This is a genomic window from Phormidesmis sp. 146-33 (assembly GCF_052939515.1).
Genome location: NZ_JBJPHU010000127.1, coordinates 1 through 18,988, shown reverse-complemented (window position 1 = coordinate 18,988; position 18,988 = coordinate 1). Strand labels below are relative to the sequence as shown.

16 protein-coding genes and 1 pseudogene are annotated in these 18,988 nt (G+C 47.7%); 6 read left to right on the top strand and 11 right to left on the bottom strand.

Going from position 1 to position 18,988, the window contains the following annotated elements:
- Nucleotides 1–72: 72 nt before the first annotated feature.
- Nucleotides 73–575: pseudogene (locus tag ACJ2PR_RS30335) on the top strand (ISL3 family transposase).
- A gap of 14 nt (nucleotides 576–589) precedes the next feature.
- Here the strand turns inward: ACJ2PR_RS30335 and ACJ2PR_RS30330 are convergent.
- The 4 genes from ACJ2PR_RS30330 to ACJ2PR_RS30315 all read right to left on the bottom strand — a co-directional run bounded on the left by ACJ2PR_RS30330 (nucleotide 590) and on the right by ACJ2PR_RS30315 (nucleotide 2,045).
- A complete protein-coding gene (locus tag ACJ2PR_RS30330; RefSeq protein WP_446879776.1) occupies nucleotides 590–820 on the bottom strand; it encodes a hypothetical protein in 231 nt (76 codons plus the stop codon).
- Nucleotides 821–860: 40 nt separating this feature from the next.
- A complete protein-coding gene (locus ACJ2PR_RS30325) occupies nucleotides 861–1,142 on the bottom strand; it encodes a BrnT family toxin (protein WP_446879775.1) in 282 nt (93 codons plus the stop codon).
- Between the two features lie 146 nt (nucleotides 1,143–1,288).
- A complete protein-coding gene (locus tag ACJ2PR_RS30320) occupies nucleotides 1,289–1,675 on the bottom strand; it encodes a type II toxin-antitoxin system VapC family toxin (protein WP_446879778.1) in 387 nt (128 codons plus the stop codon).
- 67 nt (nucleotides 1,676–1,742) lie between these two features.
- A complete protein-coding gene (locus ACJ2PR_RS30315; protein ID WP_446860668.1) occupies nucleotides 1,743–2,045 on the bottom strand; it encodes a hypothetical protein in 303 nt (100 codons plus the stop codon).
- An 80-nt stretch (nucleotides 2,046–2,125) separates the two neighbouring features.
- On the opposite strand from ACJ2PR_RS30315, the gene ACJ2PR_RS30310 reads away from it, so the two are divergent.
- Genes ACJ2PR_RS30310 through ACJ2PR_RS30300 form a run of 3 tightly spaced genes read left to right on the top strand, consistent with a single transcriptional unit; the run spans nucleotide 2,126 to nucleotide 3,943 of the window.
- Nucleotides 2,126–2,809 (top strand): IS630 family transposase, encoded by a 684-nt coding sequence (locus ACJ2PR_RS30310; RefSeq protein ID WP_446879774.1) that lies wholly within the window; start codon nucleotides 2,126–2,128, stop codon nucleotides 2,807–2,809.
- 21 nt (nucleotides 2,810–2,830) lie between these two features.
- Nucleotides 2,831–3,283, top strand: a complete 453-nt coding sequence (locus ACJ2PR_RS30305; RefSeq protein WP_446879773.1) for an ABC transporter transmembrane domain-containing protein — start codon at nucleotides 2,831–2,833, stop codon at nucleotides 3,281–3,283.
- A gap of 6 nt (nucleotides 3,284–3,289) precedes the next feature.
- On the top strand, nucleotides 3,290–3,943 hold the full coding sequence (locus tag ACJ2PR_RS30300) for an ABC transporter ATP-binding protein (RefSeq protein WP_446879777.1): 654 nt from the start codon (nucleotides 3,290–3,292) through the stop codon (nucleotides 3,941–3,943).
- Nucleotides 3,944–4,150: 207 nt separating this feature from the next.
- On the opposite strand, the gene ACJ2PR_RS30295 is transcribed toward ACJ2PR_RS30300, so the two are convergent.
- The 6 genes from ACJ2PR_RS30295 to ACJ2PR_RS30270 all read right to left on the bottom strand — a co-directional run bounded on the left by ACJ2PR_RS30295 (nucleotide 4,151) and on the right by ACJ2PR_RS30270 (nucleotide 14,452).
- Nucleotides 4,151–4,717 carry a DUF2808 domain-containing protein gene (locus ACJ2PR_RS30295; protein WP_446879772.1) on the bottom strand — a complete coding sequence of 189 codons (567 nt, stop codon included), beginning with the start codon at nucleotides 4,715–4,717 and terminating at the stop codon, nucleotides 4,151–4,153.
- 547 nt (nucleotides 4,718–5,264) lie between these two features.
- The gene (locus ACJ2PR_RS30290; protein ID WP_446879771.1) at nucleotides 5,265–6,647 is read right to left on the bottom strand and encodes a hypothetical protein; all 1,383 of its coding nucleotides are present in this window, start codon (nucleotides 6,645–6,647) and stop codon (nucleotides 5,265–5,267) included.
- Between the two features lie 875 nt (nucleotides 6,648–7,522).
- Entirely contained in the window at nucleotides 7,523–8,992 is a 1,470-nt protein-coding gene (locus ACJ2PR_RS30285) for an HlyD family type I secretion periplasmic adaptor subunit (RefSeq protein WP_446860673.1), read from the bottom strand.
- 535 nt (nucleotides 8,993–9,527) lie between these two features.
- Entirely contained in the window at nucleotides 9,528–12,527 is a 3,000-nt protein-coding gene (locus ACJ2PR_RS30280; RefSeq protein WP_446879770.1) for a peptidase domain-containing ABC transporter, read from the bottom strand.
- Between the two features lie 150 nt (nucleotides 12,528–12,677).
- The gene (locus ACJ2PR_RS30275; protein WP_446879769.1) at nucleotides 12,678–13,472 is read right to left on the bottom strand and encodes a peptidylprolyl isomerase; all 795 of its coding nucleotides are present in this window, start codon (nucleotides 13,470–13,472) and stop codon (nucleotides 12,678–12,680) included.
- Nucleotides 13,473–14,257: 785 nt separating this feature from the next.
- Nucleotides 14,258–14,452 carry a hypothetical protein gene (locus tag ACJ2PR_RS30270; RefSeq protein WP_446879768.1) on the bottom strand — a complete coding sequence of 65 codons (195 nt, stop codon included), beginning with the start codon at nucleotides 14,450–14,452 and terminating at the stop codon, nucleotides 14,258–14,260.
- A gap of 91 nt (nucleotides 14,453–14,543) precedes the next feature.
- Between ACJ2PR_RS30270 and ACJ2PR_RS30265 the strand changes: the two genes are divergently transcribed.
- Both ACJ2PR_RS30265 and ACJ2PR_RS30260 read left to right on the top strand, forming a co-directional pair.
- Nucleotides 14,544–15,362, top strand: coding sequence for a calcium-binding protein (locus tag ACJ2PR_RS30265; protein WP_446879767.1), 819 nt, complete (start codon nucleotides 14,544–14,546; stop codon nucleotides 15,360–15,362).
- Between the two features lie 620 nt (nucleotides 15,363–15,982).
- Nucleotides 15,983–16,849, top strand: a complete 867-nt coding sequence (locus ACJ2PR_RS30260; RefSeq protein WP_446879766.1) for a hypothetical protein — start codon at nucleotides 15,983–15,985, stop codon at nucleotides 16,847–16,849.
- Between the two features lie 466 nt (nucleotides 16,850–17,315).
- Here the strand turns inward: ACJ2PR_RS30260 and ACJ2PR_RS30255 are convergent, their stop codons facing one another.
- The gene (locus ACJ2PR_RS30255) at nucleotides 17,316–18,656 is read right to left on the bottom strand and encodes a hypothetical protein (RefSeq protein WP_446879765.1); all 1,341 of its coding nucleotides are present in this window, start codon (nucleotides 18,654–18,656) and stop codon (nucleotides 17,316–17,318) included.
- Nucleotides 18,657–18,988 lie beyond the last annotated feature (332 nt).

Here is an 18,988-nt window from a genome sequence, read left to right as displayed (position 1 = left end):
TGGGATGTTACTATTATTCCTGCACAACTGGTACTTTATTTAATTGCAGATCCCTGGGGTGGATTTCCGAAAGTGGTTCAGGCGGTTTTTCCAAACGTGGGGTTGGTCATCGACCGTTTCCATGTGATGAAAGTGGTCAATCAAGACTTGAACAAACTGCGGCGAAAATTGGGGATAACGGATCGAGGCAGTAAGTTTTTACTCCTGCGTCATGGGTCAGACTTAACGACCGAGCAAGTTCTCAAATTGACCTTAGTGTTAGAGCGCTCACCCTGCTTGAGCATTGCCTATCAATTGAAGGAGGGGTTTCGTCAGATTTATGAAACGACTCAAACAGTTAAAAGTGGACGCAATCGGTTTGAAACCTGGCTGAGAACCGCTCAACTGCTGTTTATCGATGCTGCTTCGACCATTCGCAATCATCTCGATAGTATCTGCAACTATTTCTTGAGTCGGACAACCAGCGGTGTGATGGAAGGAATTAACAATCGAATCAAGCTGATTAAGGTCAGGGATATGGATTCTCTAATTTTGATAACTTTCAGGCACGGCTACTCGCTTGCTTCTCGAATTAGGTAAACTTATCACCTCAACTCCAGGAGAGCCGACACAATCCCATTGTTTCACACAGGCTCAGTTGCGCGGGTCGTCCTGCTCCCTTGGCGTTCACCCGCACTTTCTTTGCGTCCAGTTGGGCTTGATTTTCAGCCTGAGTTTGTTTGACCTGTTCGTTCAATTGTTGGAAATCCTCAAAACTGATGCCTAAGAACGATTGAGTTTTTTGGGGGTGAATCTGGATATAATCAAGTAGTTTTTTCATGGAGGGATAGGCGACGAAAACTTCGTTTTACCCTCTTTTTTTAACGCAATTTAATTTCTGGACACGTCTTTTGTTCATAGTACCTCCTTTCATGTGTGAGAGCTTTTATCCGAATCGTTTCTGCGTCAGGTTCAGTGTAAATAACGCCCACAACTCGCTCGTCTAGCATTCCAGTTCCGATCCATCGATCTTCGCCATAATTATCTCGCTCATCAAGCTCAACTGCCATCGGTAGAGCAAAAACTCGATAAGCATCAGCAAAATCGAAGCCATGCTTATCAATATTAATTTCATTTTTCCTCTCATCCCATTCAAAATTCATACATTAGCCAAAAGCTTGAAGGCGTTAAGGGTCGCGGTGATAGCTCGGTGCTGGCTGAACGCGATCGTAGCTTTGGGATGAATCAGCGATCGCACACTTCAAAGTGTGACCACCCCCTGAAATCTTTGCCAAGTGCTAACTCAAACTCACGATGGCACTTGCATGATCGATGCGACCTCATCCCCCAGGCGTGTGAAATCCTTGGGGTTAAACGTCAAAAGCTGCCCTGCTTCAGCCTTCAGAGCAGCCTGAGCAATCACCGCGTCAAAAATTCCACCTCCGACAAGCTTCAATATCACCATCCGTCGAATCGCCTGCTGATACTCGTCAGCAAACAAAGGTACAGGCTCCAAGTAGTCCAATAAATCCGCGCGCTGCTCCGCAGATACCGCAAGGGTCGCAGCTTCTGCCTCATCTGGTAAAACTCTCAAAGGTGGCGGTAAACGAGTCATAACAGAGCAAAGCTCTGCTAGGCTATGCGTCGGAATATATCCCTTCGCCACACCTTGACACGCCATCTCAAGTCGAGACAGAGCAAGATCATGTTTTCATGTTCAATCAACAGTGCTGCAATTAGCACAGAAGTATCATACAAAACGTTCACAAATCAACCTGCTCAATCTGATTTTGAATCCGTTCCTCTCTCATTTCTCCAATCAACGCATCTAAATCAAACCCTTCTAAATCAAGCCCTTCTAATTGCCCCGTTTCAATCACAAGAACTCCTTGCTTGCGATGCAATCTAGGTGAAATCGTTTCATGGTTTGAGCTTGCCACTTGCCTAGATTGATGAGTTGCCGGTGTTGATTGACGCTGCAAGACTCTCAGAATCTCTAAGAGAGTTCGTACAACTTGGTCAGGAGATTTATCAATGGCTTGAATCAGTTCTTCTTTAGGAGTCATCTTTAGGAGTCATCTTTAGGAGTCATCTTTAGGAGTCATCATACTAAAACTGACGGAGGAATTAACTTTATTTTAAACAAGTGGTGCAGAAAATCCATGAAGAATGGGGGATTAAAACCAGTACGCAGACGATTAAGCGCGTCCTGAAGGCAATGCGGATGAGTTGGCATCGCTTCCGACGAGGGGTAGGAGGACAACCCAATGCTGTGGAGTACGAGCACAAACAAGCGGAATTGGAAGTCTCAAAGCAGTTGGAAGATCAAGGCGAATTGGACTTGTACTACTTGGATGAAGTTGGATTTTGCTTAATTCCGAGTATCCCGTATGGGTGGCAAATGATTGGCGAAACCGAAGAGATAGAAAGTCGGCGCAGTCCACGATTGAATATTCTGGGGTGGATGACGCGCACCAATCAACGGCATGGCGATGTCTCGACTCAGAGCATTACAAGTGAGGGGGTGATTGCGTGCATGGATGCTTTCTTTCCAACCGTGAACAAGCACACGGTGATTGTGGTAGACCAAGCTTCGATTCACACGAGCGATGCGATCGCGGACAAGCTAGCGGAGTGGAAGCAGCGCAACATTGAGATTTTTAACTTACCAACCTACTCCCCGCAATTGAATCTGATTGAGATCCTATGGCGGTTTATCAAGTACGAATGGATTGAGTTCAGTGCTTATCGGAATTGGCAAAGCTTAGTTCAGTATGTAGAGAGAGTACTCAAAGAGTTTGGCGAGAACTATGTAATTAATTTTGTTTAACTACTTAACAACCTGTCTGGGATGGCCACCATCAAGAGCTTTACCGCCGAAGACTATGAGCGAGATCGAGTGGCAATTGAGAGTGAAGCCTATCGTCGGAGTAATCGTCGCGCTATTGCGCTGAGTGCTGCTTTTGTGCCTTTGATTCGGTTGATTATTCTCGTTGGATTTACAGCAACGCTCTTTTGGGGTGGAGTCGAGGCGGCGAATGGTCGGCTGTCCGTGGGCACCTACGGCTTTATGGTGTTTATTATTCAACGATTGCTCTGGCCCTTTACTCGACTGGGGCAAACAATGGATCAATATCAACGAGCAATGGCTTCGATCAATCGCGTGATGAATCTGTTGGATACACCGATCGCAATCTCGACGGGCGATCGTCCCTTACCCATTCATCAAGTGCGTGGTGAAGTCAGTCTTGAAAACATTACCTTTGCCTATTCGGGGCGTAGTTCTGCGTTAGAGGATCTATAGCTACAAATTCCCGCTGGGCAAACGATCGCCATCGTCGGGGCAACTAGTTCAGGAAAAAGTACGCTGGTCAAATTGTTGTTGCGCTTTTATGAGGTTCAGCAAGGGCAAATTCTACTCGATGGCATCGACATTCGTGAACTGCGGCTGAGAGACCTGCGACGCTGTATTGGCTGGGTCAGTCAGGAGGTCTTTTTGTTTCACGACACCGTGGCAGAAAACATTGCCTACGGGAGTTTTGACGTGACGCGAGAAGAAGTCATACGATCGGCAAAGTTAGCAGAAGCACACGAATTTATTGCCCAGCTTCCGCAAGGGTACGACACGCTAGTCGGTGAGCGCGGACAAAAGCTCTCCGGAGGACAACGCCAACGATTAGCGATCGCCCGCGCATTGCTCAAAGATCCTCCTATTTTGATTCTGGACGAAGCTACTTCTGCGGTCGATAACGAGACGGAAGCCGCTATCCAGCGATCGCTAGAATACATTACCCAAAATCGAACGACGATAGCGATCGCTCACCGTTTATCTACGATCCGTCATGCTCACTGCATCTATGTGATGGATCAAGGGCGCATTGTTGAGCAAGGAACTCACGAAGCGCTACTAGACCAGCAAGGCATTTACACGGGATTGTGGCAGGTGCAATCGGGGATTCGGTAGGAGCGAGGAGTGAGGAGTGAGGAGTGAGAAGTGAGGAGTTTAAGACTTGCTCTGGTTGTCTTTTGGCTTTCTTGACTAACCAATGTATAGCAGTTCTCAATCAGTTGTAAGAATGTGCAAACGGTGGGTTGTTAGTTCTTAGCGCTTGATTGACGACTTATCGCTTACTGGTCTTTTGTAATCGGGGACTTTTGCTGTGATTCTAGCTTACCGACCAATGTTTAACATTCCGTTGCCGACAAAGACAGCGCCATAAGACTGTGCGGTTGGGTAGGCAGCAATGCTGTATTGATATAGTCCAGCAGAGAGCGGCTTGCGGGGCTTGAAGACAACGGTGATCGGAGTGTTGGATGGCACTGGGGAATTGAACTCAACTAAGACGGTTCCGGTTTCGTCGATCGTCGTGCTTTCGATCCCGATCGCGGCTCCTGGTGCGTCAGAGTTTCCGACAAAGGCGGCTGTCTCCATTGAATTCAAATAAATGGGCGCAACTTCATTGTCTTGCTCAGGCTTGGTGAATGAAAAAGACAGCTTTGTAAACTGACTGCTAGAGCGTTTTGGCAACGTCATCGAAAAGGAATAGCTGTCTTCGCTCACGGCTACCCGATCTTGATTGACGAACGAAGTAGAACGATTTCTCTTTTGTGTCGCTGCACTCCGCTTGGTCGAATTCTGGTTAGCTTGGATGGTTTGTTCTGGGTTGGCCGCAGTCGCTGATGTCGCTAGTAAAGCACTAACGATCGTGAATGTGATTGCATTTCTAATCTGAATCATGGTTACCTCCATAAGGATGTGAGTGTTGGACTTTGGACTTTGAACTTTAGATGCGGAGCAGTCTCAAATCAATTGTGAGAATCTTGAAATAGCACGTTCTTAATGATTCGCTTTTAGCCATTAATTGACAACTTGGCTTGACTCATTAATGCAGGTAGACAATTAATACGCTACTTCGACTCTTTCTAGTTGTTGAGCGACTCTACTTCACAAAAGATATAACCTGACAATCTTGAATCGTACAGTCCACGCCCCCCTCATTCTCAATCTCTACTTCCACCAGACGCAAAGGGGAGCCATTTTACCGTCCTTTACATCGGATAGAAGAGATTTTGAAAATGAGCATGTCTGTACTCATCAGAATTGCCAGGTCAATCAAGTGTGTTGAGTGATTTCGCTGGGTGTGGCAATAGATTCGGCGTGGGGCTTGGACTTTAGATTTTGGACTTTAGAACTTTGGACTCTAGACAATGCCTTCGGTCTAATGTTTAATGTCTTGGGTCTAATGTCTCCGCCGCATCTATCTTGCTAGTTCAGAGAATGGACATTACACAAACTGAATTACGTCTTTGTTGAAGTTGAGGCGATTTTCTCCAGTTGGGAAGCCTGCCTTACCATCGCCATCGCCATCCACATTAGAGTGAATGTTGGAGTAGATATCACCTGCCAAGAAAGCAGCTTGCTCGACAGGAGTCAAGTTAAACTTGCCCGAAATCGTCCCAGACTTAGCATCGGTCGGCGTGTTTGTCAGATAGCGAACAACGGTTGCATCGGCAAAGTCACCGCGAGAATCTCCGGCGGGACTAAAGTGCAGGTGAGTACCCGAAATCGGATTACCTTCTACATCTTTAGGAACTTTCAAGAAGCCATTGATCAGCGCCACTGGGTCAGCCCCATTGAGAATCTTAGCATTGGGGTCAATCTCTTTTTCGCCCTGGCTAAACAGTGGGAACCCATCAAAGTCCTTGTAGCTACCCTTGACGGTGAGAACGCCATTCTTTAACTCGGTATTCATTTCTGAGCTGCCAGGACTGTCAGTTACGAAGGGAAACTCGGAACCGCCAGTTCCTTTAGCTGTCTTCGTCTTAAAGCCATCGTCGCCCACATAGAGGAAGTCATCGCCGCCGCCGCCAATCAAGCGATCGTGCCCTAGTGTCCCGGTGATCTTGCCATCCCCACGCTGAGTCTTAAAGCCTTTTTCTTTGAGTCCTCTGAGACTTTGGTTGGCTTCAACACTGTTTCTAGCAAAGTTTTTCTCGGAGAGATCACCAACCTTGACAAAGGGCAGCGCTGCTAGAATGTGCTCCGTTTTTTTGTCGATCACCAGTGCATTGTTGACCGAGTCGAGGGGTTGGTCTAGTCCCCCTTTACCGGGGTTTTTGCCTTGAGCAATGATGATGTTTTTGGGGTTGAGTCCTGACAAGACAAAGCGATCGTTGGCAGGGTCAAAGTCAAGGACTCGGTTGGTGGTCTCACGTCCCAAGACTACGGTATCTTTGCCTGTACCTGTGGTGATGGTGTTAAAGCCGCCCCCGGTTCCTTGAACCACATCGCTGTCGCCCGACCCGATTACAACGTTGTTACCGCCTTTGGGGTTTAGGACATCCCCTTTTGCGCCCAGGTTGTCAAGAAATGAAGTCTCACGAACGACATTCTTAACATCTAGTCCTCTAGCTGAGGCGACTTTATCTAGCTCAATGTGAGTCTGAAAAGGGCCCACATCTGGCTTGTGGTCGTGGTCATCAGGGGAAGTAGGAATCGTTTGGGCTTCGTCGGGCGCTAGTGCCTGGTTGAGTGCTTTTTCCAGGTTAGCAGCTTCGGGTGAGGAACCTTTTGAAGGGATGGCTAGGTCGGCATTAGGACCCGGTGCAGGAACAAGCCCAGCAGCGCTGGGTTGGTTGTGTTGGGTGTCGTTGTGTAAGGCTTCCATAATCGCTCCTAAAAATTTGAGGAAAGAACTGCAAAGATAAGATCGCTCTCACTCATCTTGAGATGAAAGTGAATCAATCAAATGTTGCAGTGCAAAGAATCAGGTTTGGGAATGGCAAATCAATTTAGCTGGATTGCTGGTGCAAATTTGAGTATGGGGTTAAACGCTTCACAGTTTTACCGTTTTTAGATAACACCCTGCACCAGCCAATTGCCAGAAATCGATCGCGATTCTTGCTCGGTAGAAAACTAGTGGTGACGCAGCTAGAGGCACAAAATTCACTTCGAGAAATTCACTTTTGGAAATAGCAGAGATGATCAATGCAGCTAATCTCTCTACTGGGTAAACGCTGATGAGCTCAAAGTCTTGAAATGCTTGGGCGAAGTGAAGTTTTGATTTTCTAAGCTATGTCTTTGCCCTGCGTCCACTATAACAAACTTTGATCGAATGGCAACCCCAAATCAAATCAATTTTTTAATTAGAACCAGCATTTTTTAAGTTCTAATTAGTAGACGCGACTCAGGCAACGTTTGTATGCGATCGGTTATCTAACTGCTTAAAGAAGCTCAAAGTCATTGAAGTCAGATATCATCGCCATTCTAGAGAACGTAAAACACAAATAAATCCCCAACTTCTTAAGAAATCAAGGATTTTAACATTAGACTTCCTGCACGAATCATAGATGCCCTCCGACTAAAGTCGGGGCTACAAGAACAAAGTGTGCCTTCGCACGCTAAAGAGCGATTTTAACCATTAGTCCACGGAGATGGACTTTGTTCTGATAGCAGCGTTGCCGAAGGCTCTTGCGAAGCTAACACTAATCGCCAGGTATTCTGCTAACCGATCGATTCCACTCGGATTGCTTGATTTCCCAACTAGCGAACAGATTTAATCCCATCAAATGCTTTGGTGATTTCTTCGGTGACATAGCTGATCGGGGCGCGTTGTCTCACTTTAACCATTGCGGTGATGGTCATACCGGGAGTCAGTGAAAAGCGCTGCGATCGGCGATCGAGAAACTGACGTTCTAGCCTCACCTCAACCGGGAAAACAGTGCGAGGATTTTGCTCACTCACCGCCACCGCCTCACTGCCTACCTTGGAGACAATTCCCTTGACAGACCCAAACTCAGTAAACGGATAAGCATCAATGCGGACATCGACAGGCATTCCCATGCGAATATTGGCAATATCAGCATTTGCAACCTGCACTCGCGCCGTCAACGACTCATTGGGCACCACTTGCAACAACGTCTGACCGGGCTGAGTCACTGCTCCCGGAAGCTTGGCCGCCAGGTTAAACACAACGCCATCAGCGGGAGAGCGCAATCCCTGATTTTTGAGGTCGAGTTGAATCTGATTAAGCTGCGAAGTCACTTCGATCATCTGACGCTGGTTGTCTTTGATGATGGTGTCAAACTTAGTGTCTAACTCTGCCAATTGTCGCTGTATATCCTGTTGAGTTTCGTTGAGTACTTTGCCATCTTCGACCCTGCTTTGTAGCTGATTGATCTTGATCTGTTCTCGCTGCAACTCATTTTGAATCAGTTGTTTTTGCAGATCACCCACGCCGACTTCTCGCTGCAATAGCGTCACCTTGGGAATCGCCCCCTGCTCAACTAATGGACGCAACCTGTCCAACAGTTCTTGTTCGCGCTGAAGTTGAAACCGAGTCTGATTGAGTTGGGCTTCAGCTTCCGACACTTTAGATTGCAGCGTCGATCGCTGTAGCTCACTGAGAGAACGGCGATCGCGCAATTGTCGAAGATAGAGATTAAACCGTTGCTGCTGGTCTGGGGCGAGGCTTTTGGGGTTTCCGGTGAGTTGGGCGACGAGTAATAAGCGAGTTTGTACCTGGCTCATCAGTTCGGGGGAAATCTCAATTCTGCTGTTTCCGAGCGATCGTAGGGGTTTTCCTTGTTGAGCCAGTCGCAATACTGCGGTTTCTTTAATCAATCGTCGCCGCTGAAGCAACAATTCTTGTAGTCGGTTAAAGAGTGCGGTTTGATCAAGCTGCATTAACAACTGCCCCTGTTTGACTGCCTCTCCTTCGCGCACCAAGACAGCCGTTACTACGCCTCCCGCTCTCGCCTGGACAATCTGCGACTGCGACTGTGGTTCTAGTTTGCCACTAGCATTGACCACCACATCGACCCGCGCCAACACGGCCCAACCTGTTCCGACGGCGATGCCTAGCAAAATTACCTGTGTTAGTCGCTTTGTCCAGTTTCCAGTAGTTGGTAACCCAGTCGCTTTGGTTTCCAGATCTTGATCAACCTGGTCTTGAAAGGTTCGATAGCGGGTTTGTAGGGCTTCTATGGGAGCAAACAAGCGAGGACGACTCATGGGGATTCTCCAGGGGAATTAGTAGGGGGGAGGGGTTGCCGCTGGCGGCACGCTTCGCGAGAAGGAGGAGGGAGGAGGGATGAGGGATGAAAGAGAAAATTAATTAGAATTGGATGTCATTGAATGATGTGCAGTGTCCACTTTACGAGTTCTCAAAGTCCCTTAGAATTGGGGAGTTGGGGGCAGAAGACGCAAACAACGCGAAAAAAATTCATTAGACTTCCTGCACGAATCATAGATGCCCTCCGACTAAAGTCGGGGCTACAAGAGCAAAGTGTGCCTTCGCACACTAAAGAGGCGATTTTAACCGTTAGTCCACGGAGGTGGACTTTGTTCTGATAGCAGCGTTGCCGAAGGCACTTGCGAAGCTAACCTTAATCGCCAGGTATTCATGCAGGAAGTCTATTGAATGGATGTTCAACTACAACTAGGTTGATTTCTGGTTTTCTCGGCATACTGCTAGATTCTTCTTTCAATTAATTCACCTCACTCCTCACTCCTCACTCCTCACTCCTCACTCCTCACTCCTCACTTCTCACTCCTCCCGCGACTGTTGAGCGTAGAGACAGTAATAAAGCTGACGGCTGGCCATTAGCTCCTGGTGAGTTCCTTGTTCGGCGATGATGCCCGACTGCATAAACAGAATCCAATCTGAACGAGCAATCGTATTCAGGCGATGGGTGATAAAAAAACAAGTGCGACCCGCAAATCGCTCCATGAGATTGTTGCAAACTCGCCGTTCGGTTTCATAGTCCAGAGCGCTGGTGGCTTCGTCAAAAATGAGTAGCCGAGGATTGCGAATGACGACACGGGCGATCGCAACTCGTTGTCGTTGGCCCCCTGAGAGGGCTGCGCCGCGTTCACCAATTTGGGTTTCGTAGCCATCAGGTAGCTGCATGATAAAATCGTGCGCTTCGGCGACTCGTGCGGCTTCGATTACAATGTCGTCGGGCAAATGCTCAAATAAGGCAATGTTGTCGCGGATCGTTCCTTGAAACAGTACGGCATCTTGAGAAACAATCCCAACCTGCGATCGCAAAGAATGTAAATCGATTTTGCACACATCGTAATCGTCAATGGTAATGCTGCCACTGTTGGGCAAATACAGCCGGGGTAATAGCTTCATTAATGTACTTTTACCAGAGCCACTTTGACCGACGATGCCGACAAATGTACCGGGTGCAATGTTGAGACTAATATTCGAGAGTTGTAGTTGACCGGGTTTGAATCCAAAACAAACATCGTGGTATTGAATCTGTCCCGTGATGGGTGGAATCTGAAGCTGTTGTTCTTGAGACAGTTCTTTTTCATCGGGAGCATCTGCAATATCTGCCAGCAGTTCCATTGACAGTGAGGTTTCTTGAAATCGCTGCCAGAGCCGTGATAGTCGGAGAAGTGGGCCCGTCACATAGCCTGTGAGAATCCGAAAGGCAATCAGTCCGCCCAGGGTTAATTCGCCCTTGAGTACCAGATCTGCACCGACCCACAACACTAGCAAACTGCTAACCGTATTCAAAAAGTTGCTGTAGGAGTAGAAAACAGTGTTGATGTTAGAAGTTGTAAAGCCACTGGTGAGATATTGCACATAGCGATCGCGCCAGGTTGCTTCGACCAGAGACTCCATGTGTTGAGATTTGACTGAGGCAATCCCGCCCAACACTTCAACCATATAAGCCTGCACTTTTGCGCCCTGGTCAGCCTTCAGACGCAGTAACTTCTGCTGAATTTTGGACATGAGCAGGGTTGAAACAATCACGATCGGAACCGTGGCCAACACACAAAGCGTCAGACTGGTACTATAGAGCAGCATTACGCCAATGTAGAACACTGAGAACACCACATCCATCACGGTGGTAATCGCAGTTTCTGTCATAAATTGACGAATATTTTCTAACTCCAACAGTCGAGACGCTAACTCCCCGACCGGACGCTGCTCAAAAAACTTAAGCGGCAAATGCAGCATGTGACGCACAATCTCAACACCCAGATGCAAATCAATCCGATTAGTGGTGGTGATCAGCATTTGAGTGCGTAAAATCGTCAGCACCCCTTCTAATAGTGCAAATATGACCATCAAGGTGCCAAAAGTAGACATTGCACCTGAGTTGGAATTGATAATCACATTATCGACAACCTGCTGCACCAACAATGGATTTCCCAAACCGAGTAGCTGGATCACCACTGACGACAGCAAAACCTGCACCAAAATGCCTCGCTGCTTGATCACCATCGGCAAAAACCGACTAAAGCCAAATCGCTTAGTTGGTGTACTGGCAAACCGCTCAATCACGATCGCTCGACAGGAACCTGCTTCTCCAGTGGCCCGCTTTAACTTTGTAGGCACTTCGATCGTTAAGCGATCGGACAACTGCTCAGGGGTCAGTCTCACCAATCCTGTCCGAGGGGAACCTAATACAGCCGAGGTCGGTGTCACATCATAAAGCACCGCAAACACATCCCCAAACTGAATTAGGGCAGGTGTTGCTAGTCGATTAATACCGCCACCCGTCGGCGAAAAGTTGACTACTTGAGCATTCAATCCGATCGCTTGAGCAATGCGTGAATACAAATCTACAGGTTCAAATCGATCCAGGGATTGCTGCTTTAAGGTGCGGCGCAAAGAATCAGGACGATAAGGCACTCGCAAGCGATCGCAGACCATGCCAAAACAGGCCACAATATCTTCGATCGGTTCTGGAGCGCGTGACTTCCAAGTGGGATAGCTTTTGTCGTCAGGCGGGGGAACTTCTGGCTTGGTTGAGACAAATGGTTCTAGTTCAGCAGCCGTGCGACTCGGAGCCGTATGGCTGAGTAATTTTGCATGGAGAGAAACGCGATCGATTCCCACCAGCCGTACTGGAAAGCGAGAGGGACGAGATTGTTGTAGCTGGTTGACTTGAGTGATGGGAGTCCCGATCGGCAGATTGAGAAATTCACCACTGCTGACTAACCAGACGCGATCTTTCGACAATTCCAGCGCCTCATCCCAATTCTGAACAATGGCAACCTGCTCCTGGTCAACGTATTGCACCACTTTCTGCAAATTCAGATTAGCAGCAGGATTCCGCATGTGTGACATGGCCTGAGATAGGGTGTCAAACAGTTCTAATACGCTTACTCGCTCCATTAATACAGGCAGCAAATAGCTCAAGGCGAGTGACTCAAACTCATCAGCCGACAGTGCCAGCGTGAGAATCTCATGATCACCTGCTTGAGCAGACATCGCCGCCCGCACCGAACCTGCCCCCACCCGTCGCAGTAAGTTATCCCACCCGACGACAGCTCCGGCTCCCAGAACGGCCAACGTCGGACTTTGCTGAGAGTCAGCCCCCAAAATTCGCACACTTCCCTGAACAATAAAGTGAACTTCGGAAGGCAGTTCTTTAGGCGGATAGATCACTTCTCCCGGCTGGAAGGCACACAACCGTAGCTTAGACGCGATCGCTGCTCGTAAGTCATCCGGCAAATCTTTGAACGGCCACGCCGCAAAAAAATCAGTCAGAAACGATTGCATTTGTTCTTCACGCTGCATCATCGTTGCGAATCCTCAAGTTGTAAACCGGGTAGAGCATTGGACTAATCAATCTAGTATTTCGTTAAGAGAGGGAGGAGGGAGGAGGGAGGAGAAAACTGCTTTCATGGGTTTAGAGATGTTGGTGTCCCTCACTTCATCCCTGATAAACTACTAGACTGCTGCGAGAGAAGGACTCTCTTCGTGGGCTGGTTCTGGCGCTTCGGGTTGTACTGCGATCGCGCCTGGGGTGTTGATCACTTTTTGAACTTGCATTTGCAGCCATTGTGTATAGAGACGATCCATAACAATCGCGCGAGTTGCTTCTGTTAACCGGGCAGAAATAAATCGCTCTAATCGCACGACCCAAAAACGATCGCCCACTTGAATCGGGGGATAAACAATGCCCGTTTGTTGATTGCGAAATAGGGTTACTAGGTCGATCGACAGTCCCGAAAGAGACACTGGGCCGACCCAGCCTCCGGTTTGTTTCTCGCTTCCCAGGGAATGCTGTTGGGCAAGTTGAGCAAACTCTACGCCATCATCTCGAAGCTGAAAATAGACTTCCTGCGCCAGGGCTAGCTCATCGAGTTGAATCAGCGAATACTCAATTTGATCGAGGTCTGACTTGATTCGCAAAAACTCTGACTCTACTTGATCAGCAAATCGAAGTTGCTTAAATTTTTGGCGTTGCCACTCGCGCATCATCACCGTTTGGAAGTATTCCAATGTCACGCCTTTTTGTTGACACCACTCGGTCAAAAACTGCTCAAAATCATCCGGGATGGGCGTATCGCTGACTCCTACTAGCGTGTAGAAGACTTCTTGTTTTAACAACGGCACTTCCTTAAACACTTCATCTAGTAGGACGTGTCCCACCAGTGTTTCTAGAAGCTTGTATTGAACCAAAGCGGAAATAATCTGATCGCCATTCATCAAGCGATAACCAATTTTCAAACAGCTACTCATGGCAGTGTTCCAAACCTTCAAACAAAATACTTTTCGATCGATCCGGAGCGCGTAAGTCAGTAAATCTAGGGAACACGCAGGCTACTTTTGTGAGGTAGCAATTTAAATCAATCCCGTAGTGACACCCAATTCTGTAGCTTAGTTAAGGGAGGTAAATGCTGCTCTGTCTGGAGATCGAGCCTGGGTTGGGTTAAGAAAAGCTCGATCGACACCGTATCTTTATAATACACTGACAGGTTACAACACATATGGCCCTCTGTCTAGGTTAATTAGAACCAATTTTTTGCGTAGTTCCAATTATTTTTTAGCTAAATGATCTCCTAACTGTTGTCTATACAGATTAAATTGCACGCAACCGGACACTGTGGAATGTCTTAAGCAATCTGTAGAAGACCTTAATTAATTAGAACAATCCTCTGATTCAGTAGGTTCTAATTAACGATATTTTGGCACTTTAGTAAAATATATCACATGATAGATGCGGTGCTTTGGTTGCTCGTTCTATTAAAAGCTCCGCTGTCTCTCAGTTTTGCCTCTACTAACTCCTAGAAACATCTTCTTTTACGAAGTATAAAAACTTGAAGCTGACTCAAGAAAGTTCTGAGAATATCAGGTTGGCTAAACGCTTTAGCTTCTTTACGCTTGGTATGAGATGAATTACGCTTCACAGTAAAGTCACGGGTGTAAATTCTTCAAACCAGACCGATCGACGGGCATTAGGTGTTGTCAAACCTGTACTGGATAACCGTTTCACGTTGGTCGTTCATCTTAATTAATCTCAAAAGTTAATCCCTTAACTGGACGCTTTTTGTGAAGTTAGATGATTCTGCTTGCACTGCTCTACCCATGCTGTAAGCAAAATGATCCTGAATGCGTGAATACGATCGCTCAAACACTTTAACGATCTGCACTGTTTCTGACTCTCTAAACAGGACACTCCCTCTCAGATCACTCGCAGCCATTCCTGGCGGGTCACTCAAAGGGATTGTTCCTCACGCTGATTGTCAGCAGGATCGATTGAAAGAGATCTACCAAGCAATTTTGCAGTTAACCAAACCAAAGGAACTCATCATGGCGGATAGCGCTCAGACCGGACTACAGTCAATCTTTACGCTTCTCAACAACCTCACAACCATTAATCGTGGGGCCCCAGGAGTCGCATTCAACGACCTTGCTGCTAACAATGACCTGTTTATTGGTGACCTGACCGACAGTGTTGCTAGAGGACAACAAGGCAATGATTTGCTGCTTGGCAATGTTGGAAACGACTTTCTGATGGGTGACACAGGCGTAGATGGTTTGTTTGGTGGCCCTGATAACGATCAACTCAGAGGTGGCGCTGAAGATGATACGCTCTTTGGAGAAGCGGGCAATGATATATTGGTCGGCGATGCCGGGGTTGATTTCCTCGTCGGTGGCGAAGGAAAAGATCAATTTGTCTACACAGGCGATCCATTTGCAAACGGAGTTGCTACCCCTGCTGGACAAACGGGAATTAATGTTCTAAACAAGCCCGACATCATCTCTGACTTTACGATCGGAGAAGACCAGCTTGCCCTCGGTAAGTTTGATCTCAACCTCGCTAACCTAAACTTCCAACAAGGAAAATCTTCTGAGATTGGGGCTGATGGCAATCTGATTGTGTTGACCGATCCTTTTCCAGCGGCGGGGGCGGCGGCTCGTGCGATCGCTAACAACGACAAAATCACATCCAAGGAAGGCGTTTTTGCCTACTTTAACTCAACCCTCGGACTGACCCGCTTTGCTTACTCTCAAGACTTGGGCGGCGGCGGCAATGTCAGCGTCCTGGCTAACCTCGACAATCAGCGAGGCGATGTGGGGATGGCGAATATTACTAAGTTCACCGCAGCCGACTTTACTCTGGTCTAGACTTGACCCTGGTGTAGACACTCAATGATGAGTCAGAAACTCGATGTTCTGCACTTGTCACTCTAATAGAGCTTCTCATACTCTCTGAACAAGTTTAAGCCTAAACCCCTACTGGAAACTGCTCTCTCGTGGGGGTTTGGCGCTGCAAGTTTCTACCTCACCACTCTAATGCAATGTCGGTTTGATGAAGTTTTTTCGCTCCGTTTTTTGGTGCTTCATCCTCCCAACGCTCAATTCTGAGGAACTTCCGGATTTTCAAGCTCGACGATTCAGACTTAGATTCAGCAATGCCTCGGATTCAAAGCTTGCCTTCCTGATTTCAACGTTATCCTTTGTAAGGGGGATTGGGGAATCTTGCCGATTTTGCTATCCACGACAGGACTTTTCAAACATCCTCTTAAAGTTTTCCAAAGTTGGGAGATTAAGGGGCAGAAGCCCCAAACACCGAAGTCAAGGAACTTTATCGAATTCACCTCAATGCGATACAAAATTACAGAAGTTTTACCTTGGCCTGCAAAGCTAACTGTCAGGCATTTACACAGGTGATTTAATAGAAGTAGTCCCCTCTTTCCCCACGGGCGCATCTCTAAACTGTCGTTCATTCTGCAATTTTTCTAACTATGAACCATCAGGTATTAGAGCCATCGACAGGTGAAGCGATCGCGCTGCCAGCCAAATTGAGCCGTCGGGTGCCGTTTCGTCTTCAGTCTAGCGATCTCAAACTAGTAGCCAGCAGCGGGATGATTGTCTGTTCTGCAATGCTCGCTCATCAAACGTTTCAGGCGACTGTATCACAAGCCAGTCCTCAACCCTGTGAAGGACTCACAAATGTCTCTGGGGCAAATCGCTGTCCACAAGTCGTCGCACAATCTGTCAGCGCCACTCCAGAGCCTCTGCACAACCACCAATGGAGCGATCGCCTCTTTCGGCAGCTACAGGGACAATCAGACGGTCTTCCTGCCCATATGGAGTCAATGTATGCCGATCTCCTCAACGAAGCTCAGTCCGCAGCCAGCCGCGACCAACTTACAGAAGCCGTCAAACTTATTGCGGGCATTCCCAAAAACAGTCGGCACCATGAATTAGCCCAACAGCTTGAGGATGATTGGTCACGAGAGCTAGTGCGTCAGGCGACTACTCGCTTTCAACAAGCCGATGTGATGGCGGCGATGGCGCTCTTAGAGACCATTCCCAACACTAGCCAGTGGCACGATCGCGTCACAGAACTCAGAGACCGCTGGAGTCAGCAAGCTAAAGTGTACGATCGCGCCATTGCCGCAAAGTCCGGCCGAAATTGGCAGGGCGCGATCGACTCGATCAAGCAATTGGAAGGGTCACCGATTTATAACAGTCTTCCGGTGCAGGAGTTGTTGCAGCAAGCGATGACAAAGCTCTATGAGCCAGATGCAACATTGGTGCAAATTGCCGCCGCAGATACACCGATGATGGCGATCGCGCCTCCGGAGATGGTGTCGGTTATGTATTAGGAGAGAAAGGGATGAGGGATGAGGGATGAGGGATGAGGGATGAATTAGAATTCATTGTTCGTCTTGATTCCCTTTTCTAATTGCCGATCCTATGAGTTTTTAAAGTCCCTCAGAATTGGCAGCTTGGGGGCACTGATCATTTGAAGATTCTCACAAACGATTTAGGACTGCTATAGCCGAGAATTTCTTTGTCAGGTAGGTTTAGTCCAGCGCAAATAAATATTCTTAGTCGATTACAAGCGTTAGATTCTCCCTAACACAAGTTGTTAATCGCTTCGTTTGAATCGGCTTCAGTCCCTAAATTCCCCATGCTGAGGGACTTTGAGAAAGAAAGGGTTCTAGAATACAAAGAAACTTCTCAGGGTTTCAAAGTCCTTCACTGGTGGGGAATTTAGGAGACTTCACAAGATTGATAACTTCTCTGCTAGAAATCTCCCAAGTAACCTCAATGTGCGATCGACGGGCGCTACTCAGGTGACGTTGTAGAAAAGTCTGCTCCAAATAGCTTCTTTAGTACGATTAAGGGATCGGTTTGTGGAAGGCTCATGTCAATAAACAGCGAGTGAGCCAGCTTTAACTGCACTGCACTATGCTGTCGCTGACTCTGGGCTTGAGAAACCGCCAAACTCAAATCGTGAAACCACTTCATCAACACAGGCAGCGAGTGTTCTAAAGCAACGGAGGCTCGATCGGGTGAAAATCGCAAAATTCGCCGCTTAAATCGAGCATTCATCAACAGATAGCCCTCAACATCCTGAATCACTTCCCATTTTGACTGTGGCATGGCTTTCTCGCTCCACGCAACCCAGAGCCGCATCCGTTTGAGAAGAGCTTCTACATCACGCCGATCGCTCAGATAAAACGTCAGCGCCTTGGGGGTGGGCAGTTCTAACACACGGCGCAGGGGCACAGGGGCAGAGCGATCAAGGGGAGGGGTGTCGAGGTCACTAGGGAGCGAAGCTGAAACGGTTGGGGGCAGAGGCTCTACAACTGAGGTTTGCGGAGAATGCTCACGTGAGATAGCCAACTCAGGAGAAAGGGTGATGGTTGTGACTTCCCAGCGATAGCGATCGAGCTTGCCCCCTTCATACATACAGGTCGGAAAGGGGTAGGTCTGCTTGGTGATCGGCTGACCCGTCTGGGGATCGAGATACTCCAGATGAAGCTGGATTTCTGGCATGTCGTTTTGCTGCTTAGCAAAGGTGTAATCAGGCGGCGGCGGCTCTAAGCAGATCAGGCGCACCACTTGCGTTACATCAGGATTGTTGCTATCTCGCAGTTGAAAGACATTGTGAGGTGGATTAAAGATCAGGCGCTCTTCAGCATCCAAAAAGTAGGAAAGCGTACAGCCCTGGGGCACATGAAACAAGGTTCCGATATAGCGATCGAGCTTGGGTTTGCGCCGTCTCAGGTAGACAAAGTACTGAGTGGGCTGGTCTAACCCGCGAGCCTGGTAGCTGTAGTCTTTTTTGAGTAACAGTCTTGTATTGTGATCGACGGGAGGGGACGCTGGGGTGACTTGACGATGACGATCGCCAATCTCCCTCAGTCCAAATTCGACGATGGCTTGAATATGAGCGGGTTCAAGCTGAGAAATCAGTCTGCGAATCAACGCAACTTTTGCTTTAGCAGGAAGCTGAACTGCCTGGTCAAGAAGGTCAGTCTGACGTTCAGAATCTTCTTCTGAAGTACCTTCTACCTGGGCGAGTGCAATCTGAAGCAGTCCTTCAGCCGTCTCAACTTCTGGCACGATCGTCGCTTGAATCAGCCGCTCATCGACACCCAAAGGGGGAACTTCACGACTCATATTAAAGGTGAATGAATGTGGAACCTACACACCACGGAGCGATTAATGAAAACAACTTAGCATATCTAAGCCAATTCACTGTCGTAGGCTCATTGTATCCTAAAGCTCTCTCAATCTAAAAACCCTACGTAAAAGATTGGACAAAGCTATACAGTGATTTATTAAGACTTGATAGAGACACGACGGTTTGCAAGAAAACTCCAAAAAAATGTTGACATTTCATCACTTTTGAGGACATTAGAGCTTAGACAAGAGCCATTGGAGATCACGCAAATTCTCGGGTCTACCGGAAGCTATATGCTAATGTGTTGTAAAATACTTTTTGTCACTTA